At 69.3% G+C, this 16751-nt stretch carries 21 protein-coding genes; 11 read left to right on the top strand and 10 right to left on the bottom strand.

Annotated elements, in window-relative coordinates:
- Positions 1-31: 31 nt before the first annotated feature.
- Complete coding sequence (locus JHW45_RS02600; RefSeq protein ID WP_272859411.1) at positions 32-208, bottom strand: hypothetical protein; 177 nt, start codon at positions 206-208, stop codon at positions 32-34.
- 139 nt (positions 209-347) lie between these two features.
- On the opposite strand from JHW45_RS02600, the gene mutL reads away from it, so the two are divergent.
- Positions 348-2162, top strand: a complete 1815-nt coding sequence (gene mutL / locus JHW45_RS02595; protein ID WP_272859410.1) for a DNA mismatch repair endonuclease MutL — start codon at positions 348-350, stop codon at positions 2160-2162.
- A complete protein-coding gene (locus tag JHW45_RS02590) occupies positions 2159-2809 on the top strand; it encodes a sulfotransferase family 2 domain-containing protein (protein WP_272859409.1) in 651 nt (216 codons plus the stop codon). Before mutL ends, JHW45_RS02590 begins: the two co-directional genes overlap by 4 nt.
- Before the next feature lie 11 nt (positions 2810-2820).
- Here JHW45_RS02590 and JHW45_RS02585 read toward each other — a convergent pair whose 3' ends face one another.
- The 3 genes from JHW45_RS02585 to JHW45_RS02575 all read right to left on the bottom strand — a co-directional run bounded on the left by JHW45_RS02585 (position 2821) and on the right by JHW45_RS02575 (position 6289).
- Positions 2821-3999 (bottom strand): PQQ-dependent sugar dehydrogenase, encoded by a 1179-nt coding sequence (locus tag JHW45_RS02585; protein WP_272859408.1) that lies wholly within the window; start codon positions 3997-3999, stop codon positions 2821-2823.
- Positions 4000-4092: 93 nt separating this feature from the next.
- Positions 4093-5232: a saccharopine dehydrogenase family protein gene (locus tag JHW45_RS02580; protein WP_272859407.1), complete on the bottom strand. Its 1140-nt coding sequence runs from the start codon at positions 5230-5232 to the stop codon at positions 4093-4095.
- 1 nt (position 5233) lies between these two features.
- Positions 5234-6289 (bottom strand): saccharopine dehydrogenase, encoded by a 1056-nt coding sequence (locus JHW45_RS02575; protein ID WP_272859406.1) that lies wholly within the window; start codon positions 6287-6289, stop codon positions 5234-5236.
- Between the two features lie 128 nt (positions 6290-6417).
- On the opposite strand from JHW45_RS02575, the gene JHW45_RS02570 reads away from it, so the two are divergent.
- Positions 6418-7191, top strand: coding sequence for an MBL fold metallo-hydrolase (locus JHW45_RS02570; protein ID WP_272859405.1), 774 nt, complete (start codon positions 6418-6420; stop codon positions 7189-7191).
- A gap of 11 nt (positions 7192-7202) precedes the next feature.
- On the opposite strand, the gene JHW45_RS02565 is transcribed toward JHW45_RS02570, so the two are convergent.
- From JHW45_RS02565 to JHW45_RS02550, 4 genes are read right to left on the bottom strand one after another with little or no spacing between them, the layout of a single operon-like run.
- The gene (locus tag JHW45_RS02565) at positions 7203-7850 is read right to left on the bottom strand and encodes a pseudouridine synthase (RefSeq protein ID WP_272859404.1); all 648 of its coding nucleotides are present in this window, start codon (positions 7848-7850) and stop codon (positions 7203-7205) included.
- A complete protein-coding gene (locus JHW45_RS02560) occupies positions 7847-8473 on the bottom strand; it encodes a LysE family translocator (protein WP_272859403.1) in 627 nt (208 codons plus the stop codon). Before JHW45_RS02560 ends, JHW45_RS02565 begins: the two co-directional genes overlap by 4 nt.
- A complete protein-coding gene (locus JHW45_RS02555; RefSeq protein WP_272859402.1) occupies positions 8470-8868 on the bottom strand; it encodes a GFA family protein in 399 nt (132 codons plus the stop codon). The genes JHW45_RS02560 and JHW45_RS02555 overlap by 4 nt, the downstream gene beginning before the upstream one ends.
- Entirely contained in the window at positions 8846-9298 is a 453-nt protein-coding gene (locus tag JHW45_RS02550) for a GAF domain-containing protein (protein ID WP_272859401.1), read from the bottom strand. The genes JHW45_RS02555 and JHW45_RS02550 overlap by 23 nt, the downstream gene beginning before the upstream one ends.
- Positions 9299-9409: 111 nt before the next feature.
- On the opposite strand from JHW45_RS02550, the gene JHW45_RS02545 reads away from it, so the two are divergent.
- From JHW45_RS02545 to JHW45_RS02510, 8 genes are all read left to right on the top strand, one after another.
- Positions 9410-10747 carry a histidine kinase gene (locus JHW45_RS02545; protein WP_272859400.1) on the top strand — a complete coding sequence of 446 codons (1338 nt, stop codon included), beginning with the start codon at positions 9410-9412 and terminating at the stop codon, positions 10745-10747.
- On the top strand, positions 10744-11367 hold the full coding sequence (locus JHW45_RS02540) for a response regulator (RefSeq protein ID WP_272859399.1): 624 nt from the start codon (positions 10744-10746) through the stop codon (positions 11365-11367). The genes JHW45_RS02545 and JHW45_RS02540 overlap by 4 nt, the downstream gene beginning before the upstream one ends.
- 11 nt (positions 11368-11378) lie before the next feature.
- The gene (locus tag JHW45_RS02535; RefSeq protein ID WP_272859398.1) at positions 11379-11891 is read left to right on the top strand and encodes a DUF2478 domain-containing protein; all 513 of its coding nucleotides are present in this window, start codon (positions 11379-11381) and stop codon (positions 11889-11891) included.
- Positions 11888-12160, top strand: coding sequence for a sulfurtransferase TusA family protein (locus tag JHW45_RS02530; RefSeq protein WP_272859397.1), 273 nt, complete (start codon positions 11888-11890; stop codon positions 12158-12160). Before JHW45_RS02535 ends, JHW45_RS02530 begins: the two co-directional genes overlap by 4 nt.
- A gap of 15 nt (positions 12161-12175) precedes the next feature.
- Entirely contained in the window at positions 12176-13150 is a 975-nt protein-coding gene (mbfA, locus tag JHW45_RS02525; protein ID WP_272859396.1) for an iron exporter MbfA, read from the top strand.
- A 58-nt stretch (positions 13151-13208) separates the two neighbouring features.
- Entirely contained in the window at positions 13209-13838 is a 630-nt protein-coding gene (locus JHW45_RS02520; RefSeq protein ID WP_272860510.1) for a nitroreductase family protein, read from the top strand.
- The gene (locus JHW45_RS02515; protein WP_272859395.1) at positions 13838-14764 is read left to right on the top strand and encodes an AEC family transporter; all 927 of its coding nucleotides are present in this window, start codon (positions 13838-13840) and stop codon (positions 14762-14764) included. Before JHW45_RS02520 ends, JHW45_RS02515 begins: the two co-directional genes overlap by 1 nt.
- Before the next feature lie 66 nt (positions 14765-14830).
- Positions 14831-15631, top strand: a complete 801-nt coding sequence (locus tag JHW45_RS02510) for a crotonase/enoyl-CoA hydratase family protein (RefSeq protein WP_272859394.1) — start codon at positions 14831-14833, stop codon at positions 15629-15631.
- A 12-nt stretch (positions 15632-15643) separates the two neighbouring features.
- Here JHW45_RS02510 and JHW45_RS02505 read toward each other — a convergent pair whose 3' ends face one another.
- Entirely contained in the window at positions 15644-16222 is a 579-nt protein-coding gene (locus JHW45_RS02505; protein WP_272859393.1) for an exopolysaccharide biosynthesis protein, read from the bottom strand.
- Positions 16223-16296: 74 nt separating this feature from the next.
- Complete coding sequence (locus JHW45_RS02500) at positions 16297-16749, bottom strand: YaiI/YqxD family protein (RefSeq protein WP_272859392.1); 453 nt, start codon at positions 16747-16749, stop codon at positions 16297-16299.
- Positions 16750-16751: the final 2 nt, after the last annotated feature.

Genomic DNA, 16751 nt, shown 5'->3' with positions numbered 1-16751 from the left:
CGCCGCCCATCGCTGGCCGGCGGCGCGGGTGCTACTCGACCCGCACGGCACCGGTGCCGCCCAGTGCCGCGCCGGCGACCGCACCGACCGGGCCTCCGACGACTGCGCCGGTCGCGGCGCCGGTGGTGGCGCGGGTGGCGGTGTTGGGACCGCAGGCGGACAGCACCAATGCGGTGCTGCAAAGCAGGATTGCGCTGAATTTCATCATGGCCGATCTCCTCGTGCCGGGCTTGTGTGTATCTTGTGTGTAGTATGAAACATCCGATGCGGCGTTTTGGTTGCGTCCCGGCATGACCCCTTGCACGAATTGCTTTCCGCGTCCCTGCGGCGATGCTATATCTGGTGGCATGAACACCCACGCCCCCCACATCCGCCCCATCATCCGGCAGCTGGACGAATCGACGGCGAACCGGATCGCCGCGGGCGAGGTGGTCGAGCGTCCAGCCTCGGCCGTGCGCGAACTGGTCGAGAATGCGCTGGACGCCGGCGCGACCCGCATCGACATCGCCATCGACGAGGGGGGCAAGCGGCTGATCCGCGTCAGCGACGATGGCTGCGGCATGACCGCCGGCGATCTGCCGCTGGCCGTGTCGCGCCACGCGACCAGCAAGATCGACGGCAGCGATCTGCTGGCGATCCGCAGCTTCGGATTCCGGGGCGAGGCGCTGGCCTCCCTGGGCGCGGTCGGGCGTCTGACGATCACCTCGCGCGCAGACGGCGACGACGCGGCACGGATCGCCGTCACCGCCGGGCGGGTCGACGCCGTGCGTCCCGCCGCCGCCAATCGCGGTACCGTGGTCGAGTTGCGCGATCTGTTCTTCGCCACCCCTGCCCGGCTGAAATTCATGCGCAGCGAGCGGGCCGAGACGCAGGCCGTGGCCGATGCCGTGCGCCGCCTTGTCATGGCCGAGCCATGGGTCGGCTTTACCCTGACCGCCGGCGGGCGCGAGATCTTTCGCGTCGATGCCGAACAGGGCGAGCTGTTCGGCGCGTTGCAGACCCGGCTGGCGCGGGTGATGGGCCGCGACTTCATCGATAATGCCCTGCCTCTGGACACCGAACGTGATGGGCTGACGCTGACTGGGTTTGCGGCGCTGCCGACCTATTCGCGCGGGGCGGCGGTGGCGCAGCATCTTTACGTGAACGGCCGCCCGGTGCGCGACAAGCTGCTGATCGGTGCCTTGCGCGCGGGATACATGGACGTGCTGGCGCAGGGCCGGCATCCGGCGGCGGTGCTGTATCTGACCTGCGATCCGCAGCTGGTCGATGTGAACGTGCATCCGGCGAAAGCCGAGGTGCGGTTCCGCGATCCGCAGGCCGCGCGCGGCCTGATCGTCAGCGCGCTGCGCCACGGGCTGGCGCAGGCGGGGCATCGCGCCTCATCGACCGTGGGCGATGCGACGCTGGCGGCGTTCCGGGCCGAACCCGCCGCCGCACCCCGCGCCTATCAGATGGATTACCGCCCCTCCGGCGGGGCGATCCGCGCCGCGCTGGACCTGCAGGCGCCCGATGCGCAGGCGGGTTTCGCCGAGCCCCCCTCGGCCCGGTTCGAACCTGCGCCCGACACGCCGCCCCCCGATGCACCACTGGGCGCGGCGCGGGCGCAGATCCATGAGAATTACATCATCGCCCAGACCGCCGACGGGCTGGTGATCGTGGACCAGCACGCCGCGCATGAACGGCTGGTCTATGAACGGCTGAAGGCGCAGGCCGAGGCGAACGGAATCGCCCGTCAGGCCCTGCTGATCCCCCAGATCGTGGACCTGCCCGACGCCGATTGCGCCCGCATCCTGTCGATTGCCGACGAACTGGCCGATCTGGGACTGGCGATCGAGCCGTTCGGCGGCAATGCCGTCGCCGTGCGCGAGGTGCCCGCGATGCTGGCGCGGCTGGATGCCGCCGCGCTGATCCGCGACATTTTGGACGATCTGGCCGATCAGGGTGTATCGGACCGGCTGCGCGGGCGGATCGACGCGGTGCTGTCGTCGATGGCCTGTCACGGCTCGGTCCGGTCGGGCCGCAGGATGGGCGCGGACGAGATGAACGCCCTGCTGCGCGAGATGGAGCGGACACCGAAATCGGGCCAGTGCAACCATGGCCGGCCCACCTGGGTCCGGCTGCGCCTGAGCGATATCGAGCGGTTGTTCGGCCGCAGCGGATGATCGTCTCGCACCGGCATCGCTATGTCTTCGTGCATATCCCCAAGACCGGCGGCACATCGCTGACCCTGGCGCTTGAGGCGCGGGTGGGGCGCGACGACATCATCCTGTCGGACACGCCCAAGGGCCGCAACCGGCGCCGCCGCGCGCGCGGGGCCGCAGCGCGGGGGCGGCTGTGGAAACATTCGACGCTGGCCGATATCGAGGGGCTGGTCGATCCGGCGATCTTCGACGATTACCTGCTGTTCACCCTGATCCGGAACCCGTGGGACCGCGCCATCAGCTATTACCGCTGGCTTCGGGTGCAGCACTTCGATCATCCCTCCGTCGCGCTGGCGCGGCGGATGGATTTTGCGGACTTCCTGCGCGATCCGCGGACGCAGGCGCAACTGGCGGTTCCGTCGGCGCATTACCTGACGGACGGGACCGGCCGCGAGCGGCCCGCGCTGTATCTGCGGCTGGACCGGTTGCAAACGGATCTGCCGGCGCTGGAATCGCATCTGGGCTTCCCGCTGAACCCGCTGCCGCACGAGAATCCGTCGCCGCGCGACGGCGATCGGCCCGTTCATGACGCGGAAACCGCCGCCATCGTCGCCCGCGCCGCCGCCGCCGACGTCGCGCGTTTCGGCTGGCGCTTCGACGCGGGTTAGGCGGTCGGCTCTTACGGCGCGGCGGGCGTCAGTCGGATCATCTGGCCGTTGTCGAAATCGGTCAGCACCACGACCGCGCCGTCCTGCGCCACCGCGACGTCGCGCACCCGCCCCAGACCCGGCGCCGGCCGCGCCTCGGCCGTCACGCGCCCGTGCGACAGCTTCAGCTGCACAAGCGAGCCCGATTGCAGTCCCGCGATCAGCAGATCGCCGCGCCAGTCGGGGAACATGTCGCCGTCGTAAAACACCATGCCCCCGGGCGCGATCACCGGGTCCCAGTAATAGACCGGCTGTTCGATCCCCTCTTTCTGCGTCAGACCGCCGGGGATCGTCTGACCGCTGTATTCGACGCCATAGCTGACATCGGGCCAGCCGTAATTCCGGCCGGGAAGGGGCCGGTTCAGCTCGTCGCCGCCGCGCGGGCCATGTTCGACCGTCCACAACGTGCCATCGAGCGACAGCGCCGCGCCCTGCACGTTGCGATGGCCATAGGACCAGATCTCGGGCAGCCCGCCCGCGATGCCCGCCCCCATCGGCGCGCCGGTCAGCGGGTCGATGCGCACCACGGTGCCGATCGTGTTGGCGACGTTCTGCGCCTCTTGCCGCGATCGGGGACCGCCGCGTTCGCCGGTGGTCACGAACAGCCCGCCTTGCCCGTCCAGCACCAGCCGCGAGCCGTAATGCTTGGTCGAGGGCCACGGCGTCTGCTGCCAGATCGTGCGCGCATCCTCGATTCGCGTGCCGTCCGCCGACAGCGTGCCGGTCGCCACGGCGGTCGCGGTGCCGTTATCGGGCAGGCGCTGCGAAAAGCTGACCCAAAGCCGCCGCGTGCGGGCGAAATCGTCATCCACGATCACGTCCAGCAGACCGCCCTGCCCGCGCGCATCGACCTGCGGCAGGCCGGCAATCGGCGCCGACAGCGTACCGTCGCGCGACACCATGCGCAGCCGGCCGGGGCGTTCGGTGACCAGCCAGCCGCCGTCCGGCAGTTGCGCCATGCCCCAGGGATGTTCCAGCCCCTCGGCCATCACCGTCTGGTTCAGCGCCTGCGCCCGGATCGCGGAGGCGCGGGTCTGGTTCTCGAAGGCGGGGGTCTGGCCGGCCGCGTTGGGCGGGCGGTCGTTGAAATCCTGCGCCAGCGCGCAGCCGGCGAACAGGGCTGTGGCGGCGATGACCGTCAGTCGTCTCATGCTAGGCTCTCCGTCACGGTTTGTGTCGCGTCCCGGCGGCCAGCCTAGCATGGCGGGCCGGCCATCGCGCCGACGCGGGCGATCACGTCCGCGTCAGCGCAGATGATCGATCTTGGCCATGTGCTGGGCGATCTCGCCGATCTCGACCAGCCAGTCGGCGACCAGCAGCGGGTCGTGAACCCCGGCGTGAACGCCTGCGTCCACGCGCCCCTCGGCCACCGCCTGCACCGCCAGCGAGACGGGGACGGACACAAGCTGCGCCATCGCGCTGCCCTTTTCGTTGCCATGCGCGTCCAGCACCCATTCCTTGTGCCACACCGTCTGGCCGTCGCGTTCCGCCTGCAGGGCCACGAACAGCACCACCCGGTCGGGTTCGGCCTGGGCATAGGCGTTGTCGCGCCAGAACTGGTCGGCCATCTCGCGCAGCCGATCCTCGCCCGCCGGGCCGGACAGGGTCTCGACCTCGGCAAAGACCGGCGCCCATGCCTCTTGCCAGCCTTTCAGGCGCAGCGTGCCGCGCACGAAATCCTGCACGTCCCAATCCGGATCGAAGCCGTATTGACGCAGGAAGGGCAGCGAATCGCGGTTGGGATAGACCTCGAACCGTTCGGGCGTCGGCAGGGGCGCGTCGTAGGGCTCGATCGCGTCCCAAGGCCGCGCCACATCGCGCACCGCCCCGCCGCGCAGCGATCTCGAGGGCGAGCGCAGGGCCCGCAGCACCCCAAGCGGCGACCAGCTGAACTTGTAGCGGAACGGGTTGGGATGCTTGGGCACGCCGCCGCAATAGGATGTGAAGCGCACCGTATCGCCAGGCCGGGCCGCCTGAAGCTTGTAATCCGCGACCAGATCATGCGCCATCAGATGGTCGATGCCGGGGTCCAGCCCAACCTCGTTCATCAGGACCACGCCGGCGGCTTTCGCCTCATCGTCCAGCGCCGCCATCTCGGGCGCGACATAGCTGGAGCTGACGAAATGCGCGCCCCTGTCGATGGCCAGCCGTGCCAGCCCGACATGCTGATCGGCGGGCAGCATCGACACGACGATGTCGTCTTTTTCGACCGCCTCGGCCAGCGCCTCGAAACTGTAGGCGCGGATATCGTCGGTCAGATCGCCCAGCTCGGCCCGCGCCTTCGCCTCGGTCCGGTTCCAGACCGTCACCGGCGCGTCGGTTTGCAGCAGGCGGCGCAGGCCGGGAATGGCGCTGAGGCCGGTGCCGATCCAGTGGATTGTCATGTCAAACCTCGTTCAGGTGTTCGCGGAATATGGCGGCGGCGCGTCCCCACGGCCCCTCGTCGGGCCGGTCCAGCCGGCGCAGCACGGGCAGCAACTGGGCGGCGTAATCCACCGACGCCTGGCGCGGCAGCATCGAGGGCAGATTGTCGATGGCGATGACGTCCAGCGGCGGGTCGTCGGCCACGCGCAGCGCCGGCGCGTCCCAGGTGGTGGTGCGGTCATAGACCCTGATCGGGGAAAAATCGCTGGTCGGATCGCAGGCCACGTCGCCGATCACCCGCAGCGCACGGCCTGGATTGACGGCGCTGGCCGGCACGAAGACCGGCGCGCCGGGCTGCGCCAGGATCGCGTTGATGAAGATCTCGTGGGCCAGCACCTGGGGGAAGGGGCCGCCATGTGCGGTCTCTTCCATGTCCCACCGCGTCACCGGCACGCCCATTTCGGTCAGCAGATCGGCGGCGCCGGTGCCCACGCGGCCCCTGGCGCCGATCACGATGGCGTTGGGGCGGGCGCGCCCGGTGGCGTCCATCTGCGCGCGCAACTCCTCGACCAGCAGGTTGCGGTCGGCATAGGCATGCACCGGCCCGCAGATCGCGCCATGGGCCTGCGCCGCCCAGCATTTCAGCGACACCGCCGCCCCGGCATAGCCGGCCCAGTATCCGAACGCCGCCAGCCTGCGCCCGTCCTGATCCAGCAGATATTCCAGATCGTAAAGGGTGCCGCCGCCGGCGCGGAACCGTTCCAGCAGACGTTTGCCGTCGGGCTGGCCCTTGAAGGCGTGACCGAACATGATGTGGCGGCGGGTCAGGCTTGTGCCGTCGTCGGGCAATTCCTTCAGCCCGAAGATGATGGCGTCCGGCGGCGCCTCGGTCCAGCTGCCTTCGGGCGCGATCTCGGCCCCGGCGCGGCGATAGGCGTCGGTCGGGATGATCCGGCGCGGGCTGTCCTCGACCGTCACGCGCATGCCGTCGCCGATCAGCGTGGCGACGCCGTCGGGGGTGATGCCCACCCGATCCTCGTTCGCGCGACTTTCCGCCCGCACCCACAGATGTGTCATCCCTTGGCCTCCGCTGCCCGTCACCCGCCGTTCTAGGGCAGCGCCCGCGTCACGGCAACCGCACGGAACCACCGCACCCGCCGCGGGGTTTCCTTGCCAACGCGCACCTGTCCACAGGAGGATTTTCCATGCATATCACCCGCCGCACCGGACTTTCGCTGGCCGTCGCCGCACTGGGCGCCGGCGCCCTGCCCCGCTTTCTGGCCGCGCAGGAAAACGCCGCCGAATTCACCTATCCGGTCGAGGGCGGCAATGTCGTCTTTCACCCGGTCGAACACGCCTCGATGGTGGTCGAGACGCCCGGCGGGGTGATCTATGTCGATCCCGTCGGCGGGGCCGAGAAATATGCCGGACTGCCCGACCCGACGCTGATCCTGATCACGCATGAACACGGCGATCATTTCGACCTGCCCACCTTGCAGGCGCTGCCCGCCGTGCGCCTGATCACCAATCCGGCGGTCCACGACATGCTGCCCGACGCGATGAAGGACCGCGCCAGCGCGATGGAAAACGGCGACATGGTCGAGACACTGGGCCTGACCGTCAGCGCCGTCCCCGCCTACAACACCACCGAGGACCGGTTGCAGTATCATCCGCCGGGCCGCGACAACGGCTATGTGCTGGGGATCGGCGGCAAGCGGTTCTATATCGCCGGCGACACCGAACCCACGCCCGAGATGCAGGCGATGCAGAATATCGACGTGGCCTTCCTGCCGATGAACCTGCCCTACACGATGACCGTCCAGCAGGCGGCCGAGGCGGTGGCGGCGTTCCGGCCGGCGGTCGTCTTCCCCTATCACCATCGCGGCAGCGACATTCAGGAATTCGCCCAGCTTGTGCTGGATGGCGGATCGGGGGCCGAGGTGGTGATCGCCGACTGGTATCCCGGCGGCGAGGGCTGAGGCCGGATAGCCTAGAACGGGACCGGCGCGTTGAAGCCCTGCTGCACGCCGGTCTCGGGATGCTTGAAACGCAGGCTTTCAGCGTGCAGCATCAGCCGCGGATGATCGGCCGCAGCGCCGGTTGCGTAAAGCGGATCGCCCAGGATCGGATGGCCCAGCTGTTGCATGTGTACGCGCAGCTGATGACTGCGCCCGGTCAGCGGAAACAGCCGCACCCGCGTCTCGGACTCGCCGGCCCGCATCACCCGCCAGTCGGTCTGCGCGGGCTTGCCGGTGGCGTGATCGACCTTTTGCCGGGGCCGGTTCGGCCAGTCGACGATCAGCGGCAGATCGACGCGGCCGGTCTTCGGCGTCAGCCGGCCGGCCACGCGCGCGACATAGGCCTTCTTCGTGCGCCGGTCCTGGAACTGGCGGGACAGATGCCGCTGCGCATGGGGCGTCAGCGCGAAGACGATCACGCCCGAGGTGTCCAGATCCAGACGATGCACCAGCAGCACGGTCGGAAAGGCGCCGCGCAGCCGGTCGATCAGGCAGTCCGCGCGATCCGGCCCGCGCCCCGGCACCGACAACAGGCCGGCCGGCTTGTTGACGACCAGCACCTCTTGATCGGCATGGATGATGTCGGGCGCGTCCGGCGGCGGGGCATAGACAAAGCTCATTTCGCGACAAGGCGCAGCGCAAGACCCGCGAACATCACCGCCGCGATCCGGTTGAGAATCCCCAGATTGCGCCCGATCACATGCCCCGCCAGACCGGCGACGACCCCGTAGCCCACCGTCACGATGGTGCCGGTCAGTGCAAAGATCAGCCCCAGCCCCAGGATCTGCTGCCAGACAGGCCCCCATGCGGGATTGGTGAATTGCGGCAGGAAGGCCAGCAGGAACAGCACCGGCTTGGGGTTCAGGACGTTCGACACGAGGCCGCGGCGGATCACGTTCCACGGCCGGACGCTGCCGCGCGCGGCGGGATCGACCGGCCCCGCCGTCCAGCTTTTCCACGCCAGCCACAGAAGATAGGCGGCACCGGCATATTTGATCGCCAGCAGCGCGCCGGGATGCGCCGCGACGACCGCGCCCAGCCCGACCGTCGCCAGCCCGACATGGACCAGCACCCCCATACCGACGCCGATCCCGGCCAGCGCGCCGGCGCGCGGGCCGCCCTGTATCCCGCAGGCGCTGGCGAAGAAGACGTCCTGACCCGGGGCGACGTTCAGGACCAGCCCGCCGGCGATGAAGGCGGTCAACTGCGCCGCCGGAATGTCGGACAGCGTGTCCCAGATCATGCCGACCCGTCCTTTTGCGGCAGACCGTCCGCGATGTCATAGTAATCGCCCTTGTCGGCCACGAAGATATGCCGTTCCAGCGCCAGGCCGGTCGGATTGTCGATCGCACCGGCCGACACCGACAGCGTGTCCCGCCCAAAAGGCCGCCAGAACAGCGAGGTGCCGCAGACCGAACAGAATCCCCGCTCGGCCTGCGGGGAAGACGGATACCAGCGCAGCGCCTGCCCCTCGATCCGGGGCGCGTCCAGATGGAACGACGCCCACAGATGGCCCGACCAGCGGCGGCACTGGCCGCAATGACACGCCGTCACGTCCGGTCCGGCCAGCAGGCCGCTGAACCGGACCGCGCCGCACAGGCAGCGGCCGCGCATCTCAGAACTGTCCGAATGTGTCATGCAGGATCTCCGCCAGACGTGTTGCATCCTCGTCGTCAAAGGCATCCGGCCGGTCGCTGTCGATATCCAGCACCCCGATCAGCCGGCCCCCCGACGCAAAGACCGGCAGCACCAGTTCCGACCGGGTCGAGCCGGCACAGGCGATGTGGCCTGGAAACGCATCGACATCGGGCACGATCTGCGCCTGTCCGGTGCGCGCGGCAGCCCCGCAGACGCCGCGCGAAAACGGGATGACCAGACAGCCGTGACCGCCCTGATAGGGGCCGATCTTCAGCAGTTCGGGGCCGACCACGCGATAGAACCCGGTCCAGTCGAAGCGGTCGTCGGAATGGTGGATTTCGCACGCCAGCGTGGCCATCAGCGCGACCTCGTCGGTCTCGGATTCGGTCAGGGCACGGATTCGGGCGGCAAGGGCATCGTAATCGGTCATGGCGTCGTTCTTACGCCCGCGCGAGGGCGGCGAAAACCCCGGTTGCGTCGGGCCGGGGACAGGGGCCGCGCGGCATGGACGCAGCCCCGTGGATCGGCCAATCTGCGCGCCATGTTGAACCGGCTGCGCCTGACCACGCGAATCCTTCTGGTGATCCTGGCCGTGCAGGCGCTGCTGTTCGGCGCGCTGGCCGCCGCCAGCTTGGACGGGTTGCGGCGCGAGATCGCGACCGAGACGCGGCTGGCCGCGCAGACCGCGCGTTCGCTGGTTCTGGCCACCATCGGCACGATGCAGACGGCGGTTCCGCCCGACCGGCTGATGGCGATGCTGCCCGAACGGCTGGTCCCGCCGCGCCACGCGCGCATCGCGATCCTTGTCCCGCAGGACGGCACCGTCCGCGAAATCGCCGCGCCCGACGCCGCCCCGGACGGCGCGCCGGCATGGTTCGCGGCCCTGGTCGCGCCGCCCCCGCAGGAAACCCGCCTGCCGGTGACCATCGAGGGGCGGATGCGCGGCTTTGTCTATATCGCGACCGATCCCTCGGCCGGGATCGCCGCGGCGTGGCGCGAGGTTCGCACCGCCCTGGGGCTGGCCGCCATGTCGGGGCTGGCGCAGGCGGTGCTGATCCTGCTGGCCACGCGCCACGCGCTGCGGCCGGTGGGCCGGATCGCCGCGCGGCTGGCCGATCTGCGGCGCGGCGATCTGTCGGCGCGGGTCGGTCCGCTGCCGCAGCCCGATCTGCTGCCGCTGGCGCAGGGCGTGGACGATCTGGCCGCGGCGCTGGAACGCGCCGGGCACGACCGCGCGCGGCTGCAACGGCAGGTGATCCGGCGCGGCGATGAGGAGCGCCGGGCCATCGCCCGCGACCTGCACGATGAGATGGGGCCGTGCCTGTTCGGCCTGCGGGTCGAGGTCGATGCGCTGCGCGAGGCCGCGACGGACGACACGATCCGCGCGCATGCAGACGCCATCGCCGCCATCGCCGAACAGATCGCGCGGGTGAACCGGGCGCTGCTGGACGATCTGCGGCCGGCGGCCATCGGGCAGTTGCCGCTGGCGACCGTGCTGTCGGACCATGTCGCGAAATTGCGGCGGCGCTTTCCCGCGATCCGGTTCGATCTAGACATCGAAGCCGCGATGCCCGAACCTGACGAGGCGACCGCGCTGACGCTGTTCCGCATCCTGCAGGAGGGATGCACCAACGCGCTGCGTCATTCAGGGGCGCGGACGGTGTCGATCCGGCTCTGGACCGATCCGGCGCATTGGCGCATGATCCTGTCGGACGACGGGTCGGGCCTGGGCGCATCCCATCGCGACGGGGCCGGGCTGACCGGGATGCGCGAGCGGATCACCCTGCTGAACGGCACGCTGCGCCTGTCGTCGGACGGGAACGGAACCACCATCGAGGCAAGCCTGCCGGCACAGGGCTTGCATGAGGACGGGGCATGAAGGCTGCGCTGGTCATCGACGACCATCCGATCACCCATCTGGGCGCCAGCCGGCTGCTGCGCGACCTGGGCTATGACCCGGTCGGTCAGGCGATGTCGGCCGAAGACGCGCTGGCGCAGCTGGCCAACGGGCCGGCGCCGTCGCTGATCGTGCTGGACATCACGCTGCCGGGCGCCAGCGGGCTGGAGACGGTCGGCCCGCTGCGCCGCGCCGCGCCGGGCGCGCGCATCCTGATCTTTTCGATGAACGACCAGACCGGCTTTGCCGCCCGCGCACTGCACGAGGGGGCGCAGGGGTTTCTGTCCAAGAACGCCCCGCCCGCCGATTTCCGCGACGCGGTCCGCACGCTTGAGGCCGGCGAGTTCTATCTGTCGCCCCGGCAGGCTGTGGCGCTGGCGACGCTGCGGGCGGGGGCCAGCGCCGATCCGCTTGGCGCGCTGTCCGAGCGTGAGCGGCAGGTGCTGGCGCTGATCGGGCGCGGGTCCAGCCTGCAGGCCATCGCCGACGAACTGGGCGTCAGCTACAAGACCGCCGCCAACACCTCGTCGGCGCTGAAGAAGAAGCTGGGGGTGGACGGCATGAACGGGCTGATGAAATTCGCCCTGGACAGCGGGGTCTGAGAAAGATGACGATGCTGGGCTGGTTCACGCTGTCCGCCGACGCCGCGCCCGGCGCGGCCGACGATCTGCTGCTGCGGCTGGCCCGCGACCTGGGCGATGCGGGGCTGCGGGTGACGGGCGCGGTGCAGCGCAACACCGATCATGGCGCGGATTGCGAATGCGACATGGACGTGATCGTGCTGGGTGAGGAGGACCGGCCGATCCGGATCTCGCAATCCCTTGGCACCGGATCGCAGGGCTGCCGCCTCGATGCCGGCGCGCTGGAAATGGCGGCGGTGCGGGTGGGCGCAAAACTGGCCGGGGCGGAACTGGTGATCGTGCCGAAATTCGGCCGGCAGGAGGCGGCGGGGCGCGGATTTCGGTCGGTGATCGCGCAGGCGGTGTCGGACGGCGTGCCGGTGCTGCTGCACGTGCCGGCCGAACAGCAGCGCGACTTTGCCGCGTTCGGGGGCGATCTGGCCGAACGGGTCGCGCCGGAACGACTGGGCGACTGGTGCCTTGCGCGGACGGCGGGGCCGGCATGAGCGCGCGCCGGATCGACGCGCGCGGGCTGCTGTGCCCGCTGCCGGTGCTGCGGCTGCGCAAGGCGCTGCTGTCGGTGCCGCCGGGCGCGCGCGTGGCGATGATCGCCACCGATCCCATGGCCTCGGTCGATGTGCCGCATTTCTGCGCCGAGGCCGGTCATGTATTGATCGGCACGCACGACACGGATGACGGCGCGCGCGAGTTCACGGTGGAAAGGGGGCTGTCTGCCCCCTCGGCCGCAGGCGGCCTCACCCCCGAGGATATTTGAGCACCGAAGATGATCATGCGGATGACAGCCAATCGCAAACGGTTTTCCGACCTGACCGAGCAGGAGGTGATCGCCCTTGCCATCGCCTCGGAAGAGGATGACGCGCGCATCTATCGCAACTGGGCCGACTATCTGCGCGAGGCCTATCCCGCGACCGCCGCCGTGTTCGACGGCATGGGCGAGGAAGAGGACGAGCATCGCCGGCTGCTGATCGAACGCTATCGCGCGCGGTTCGGCGATTCCATTCCGGTGATCCGGCGCGAACATGTGGCCGGCTATTACAGCCGCCGGCCGGCCTGGATGATGCAGAACCTGTCGCTGGAGGCGATCCGCAACGAGGCCGCGCTGATGGAACATGACGCGGCCGAGTTTTATGCCCGCGCCGCGCAGACCAGTTCGGACGCCGCCACCCGCAAGTTGCTGGGCGATCTGGCGGCGGCCGAACGCGGCCACGAGGAACACGCGGGCGAACTGGCCGATGAGCATCTGACCGACGCCGCCCGCGCGGAGGAAGGCGCGGTGGCGCATCGCGAGTTCATCCTGACCTGGGTTCAGCCGGGGCTGGCCGGGCTGATGGATGGCAGCGTCTCGACGCTGGCGCCGATCTTTGCCACGGCCTTTGCCACGCACGACACCTGGACGACATTCCTGGTCGGGCTGGCGGCCAGCCTGGGCGCGGGCATCAGCATGGGCTTTACCGAGGCCGCGTCCGACGACGGGGTGGTGTCGGGGCGCGGATCGCCGATCAAGCGCGGCGTGGCCTCGGGGGTGATGACGGCGATCGGCGGGCTGGGCCATGCCCTGCCCTATCTGATCCCGCATTTCTGGACCGCCACGATCATTGCCTGCATCGTCGTCTTCATCGAGTTGTGGGTGATCGCATGGATCCAGAACCGCTGGATGCAGACGCCGTTCTGGCGGGCGGCCTTGCAAGTGGTCGTGGGCGGTGGTTTGGTCTTCGCCACCGGGGTGCTGATCGGATCGGGCTGACCCCGACAAAGGGGGAAGCGTGAGTTACCGGCCCTTGGCCCTGCCCGACCGGGTGCAGATGCCGCCCGAACAGTCGCTGCGCGCGGCGCTTGCGTTTCGCGATTACATGCGCAGGCGCCATTCGGTGCGCGATTTCAGCGACGCGCCGGTGGCGCGCGAGGTGATCGAGGCCTGTATCGAGGCCGCCTGCACCGCGCCGTCGGGGGCGAACCAGCAGCCCTGGCATTTCGTGGCCATCGCGGACCCGGCGATGAAGGCGCGCATCCGCGCGGCCGCCGAAGAGGAAGAGCGCGATTTCTATGCCGGCGGCGGCGGCGATGCGTGGCTGGCCGCGCTGGAGCCGGTGGGAACCGGGCCCGACAAGCCGCATCTGACCGTGGCGCCCTGGCTGATCGTGGTCTTCGCGCAACGCTATGGGCTGCGCGACGGGGTGCGGCACAAGCATTACTATGTCCCCGAAAGCGTCGGCATCGCCTGCGGCATGCTGATCGCGGCGATCCATCACGCCGGGCTGGTGACGCTGGAACATACGCCCAATCCGATGAAGTTCCTGAACGCGCTGTGCGGCCGGCCCGAGAACGAAAAGCCCGTGATGATCCTGCCGGTGGGGCTGCCCGCCGCGGATGCGACGGTGCCCGCCGCCGCCAAGGTCAAGAAGCCCCTGTCCGAGACGATGTCGGTCTTCTGATGCTGGCGGTGTTTCTGAAGACGCTGCCCTTCTTCGGGCTGATCGGTCTGGGCTGGCTGGCCGCAAGGTCGCGGTTCTTTCCCGAGGAAGGCGCGATCTGGCTGACCAGGTTCGTGTTCTTCTTCGCGCTGTCGGCGATGCTGTTCCGCTTTGCCGCCGGCCTCGATCTGGGCGCGCTGTTCGATCCGCGCTTCGTGCTGGCCTATCTGGCGGGCTCGACCGCGATCTGGGCCACGGGAATGGCGGTTGCGCGCTGGCGCGGCCTGCCGGTGCCCGAGGCGGCGATGGAGGCGCAATGCTGCATGATCGGCAATACCGGCTTTCTGGGCGTGCCGATGCTGGTCGTGTTGCTGGACCAGCGCGCGGTGGGGCCGGTGCTGATGGTGCTGACCATCGACATGCTGGTCTTTTCGACGCTGATCACGCTGATCATCCACGGCGCGCGCAGCGGCGGGATGCGGCTGCGCACGGTGCTGCCGGTGATGCGCGGGATCGTCGCCAACCCGATGATCCTGTCGATGGTCGCGGGGCTGGTGTGGGCGCAGATGCGGCTGCCGATGCCCGGCCCGTTCGACGAGTTCCTGTCGCTTCTGGGGGGGGCGGCGACGCCCGGCGCGCTCTTTGCCATCGGCGCCAGCCTGGCGGCGCGGCGGTTGCAGCGTGTGGCGGCGTCGGCCTGGCTCAGCTTTGCCAAGCTGGTGCTGCACCCGGCGGCGGTCGGGCTGGCGTCGTGGGGGCTGGGCGTGGACCCCTTTGCCGCCGGGGTGATGATGGCCGCCGCGGCGCTGCCGGTGGCGGGCAATGTCTATATCCTGGCGCAGTATTTCGACGTGGCCCAGCAACGCGTGTCGGCCGCGATCCTGATCTCGACCGCGGCCAGCATCATGACGGTGCCGGTGGTGATGCTGCTGATCGGGCAGGCCTGAGGCGTCTTGCATCTCGACCCGGCACGCAAGGTGCGCTAGTCGATGGGCGTGACGAAAGGGGTTTTCATGCGCGACATCGCCGATCTGAAGCTGAAGAACATCCTGTTGCAGGTGGACGATGACGGCATCGCCACCGTTACGCTGAACCGCCCCGAAAAGCGCAACGCGCTGGATCTGGCCACCATCGACGAGCTGGTGGACATCTTCACGACCCTGCCGCGCGCGGGCGTCCGGGCCGCGATCCTGGACGCGAACGGCGATCATTTCAGCGCCGGGCTGGATCTGGTGGAACATCACCGCGAGAACCGGTCGGCCAGCGATTTCATGCATGTCTGCCTGCGCTGGCACGAGGCGTTCAACAAGATGGAATATGGCGGCGTGCCGGTGATCGCGGTGCTGAAGGGCGCGGTCGTGGGCGGCGGTCTGGAACTGGCCTCGGCGGCCCATATCCGCGTGGCCGGGACCGACAGCTATTTCGGCCTGCCTGAGGGGCAGCGCGGGCTGTTCACCGGCGGCGGCGCGACAATCCGGGTGGCCGATCTGATCGGCAAGGCGCGGATGATCGACATGATGCTGTCGGGCAGGCTGTATCGCGGACAAGAGGCGGTCGACGTGGGCCTGTGCCAGTATCTGGTGGATGATCCGCAGGAAAAGGCGTGGGAGATCGCGCGCAATGCGGCGCAGAACCCGCCTTTGTCGAATTTCGCCATCTGTTCGGCCATCAGCCACATGCAGAACATGAGCGCGCTTGACGCCGCCTATGCCGAATCGGTGGTGGCCGGCGTCGTGAACACCCAAGAGGCGGCCAAGGCACGGTTGCAGGCATTCGCCAGCGGCACCGCCACCAAGATCAAGCCGCAGGGCTGAGACGGCGGGCGCCTATCCCAGCAACCAGATCAGACCGCCGGCCAGACCCGCAACCGCCAGCAGCCCCAGCAGGGTGAACAGTCCGTCGCGCGCCAGCATGCCAAAGCCAAGCAGCGTGACCACCGCACCGATGATCGACGAGGTGAACGGCACCAGTTCCAGAAACGGCATCACCATGCCGCCGACAAGACAGATCATGCGCGGCACGACCGCGAACGGCATCTGCGACAGGAACCGCAGCCGGGGCCGGGTGATCCGGTCCAGCCAGCCGGCGGGCGTCTTCATCGTCTCGCCCACCTGCCGCAGACGCGCGGTCGCGATCTTGCGCCGCATCAGCACCTGCGGCAGCCAGATGTGATCGCGCCCCACCAGCATCTGCGCCGACACCAGCGCGATCACGCAGCCGCAGAACGTCGACACCAACGGCACCCCGGACAGGGGCGACAGCACCGCCACGGCGGGCAGCAGCAGGTTCGGCGCAAAGGAATTGCGGCCCAACGCCTGCAGGATCTGGGCCACACTGGTGGTCCTGTCGTCCGAGGCGGTGACGGCCCGGTCGATCAGGCTGACGATGCTGAAATCTTCCGGCATGCATGTCCTTTGACACGCCGCATCCCGCGGCAGACATCCCCTTAACGACAGCCGGGGCGCAAAGGTTCGCGAACTCAGCCAGCCCGCGCGGCGCGCAGCGCCCGGTCCAGCGCCTGCAGGAATCGCGACCGGTCGGCGCGCGAGAAACCCTTGCCCCCGCCCTGATGGAACGGATCGGCGGCGCGGATATCGGCCATCAGGTCGCGCGTGGCCAGTCGCGGGCCGATATTGGCCTCGGACAGCATCTCGCCATCGTGCCGGATCACGCGCGCGCCCGCCTTCAGGCAGCGGTCGGCCAGCGGCAGATCGTCCGTCACGACCACGTCGCCCGGTCCGCACCGGTCCGCGATCCACTTGTCGGCCTCGTCCGGGCCGTCGGGCACGATGCGCAGGCTGACCAGCGGATTTGCCGGCGGGCGCAGGCCGCCATTGCACACCAGAACCATCGGCACCCGCAGCCGCGTCGCCACCCGTTCGGCCTCGGCCTTGACCGGACAGGCATCGGCGTCGATGTAAAGCGTGCTCACCC

The organism is Paracoccus stylophorae (genome assembly GCF_028553765.1).
Taxonomy (GTDB): Bacteria; Pseudomonadota; Alphaproteobacteria; order Rhodobacterales; family Rhodobacteraceae; genus Paracoccus; species Paracoccus stylophorae.
This window is presented reverse-complemented; position numbering and strand designations above follow the sequence as displayed.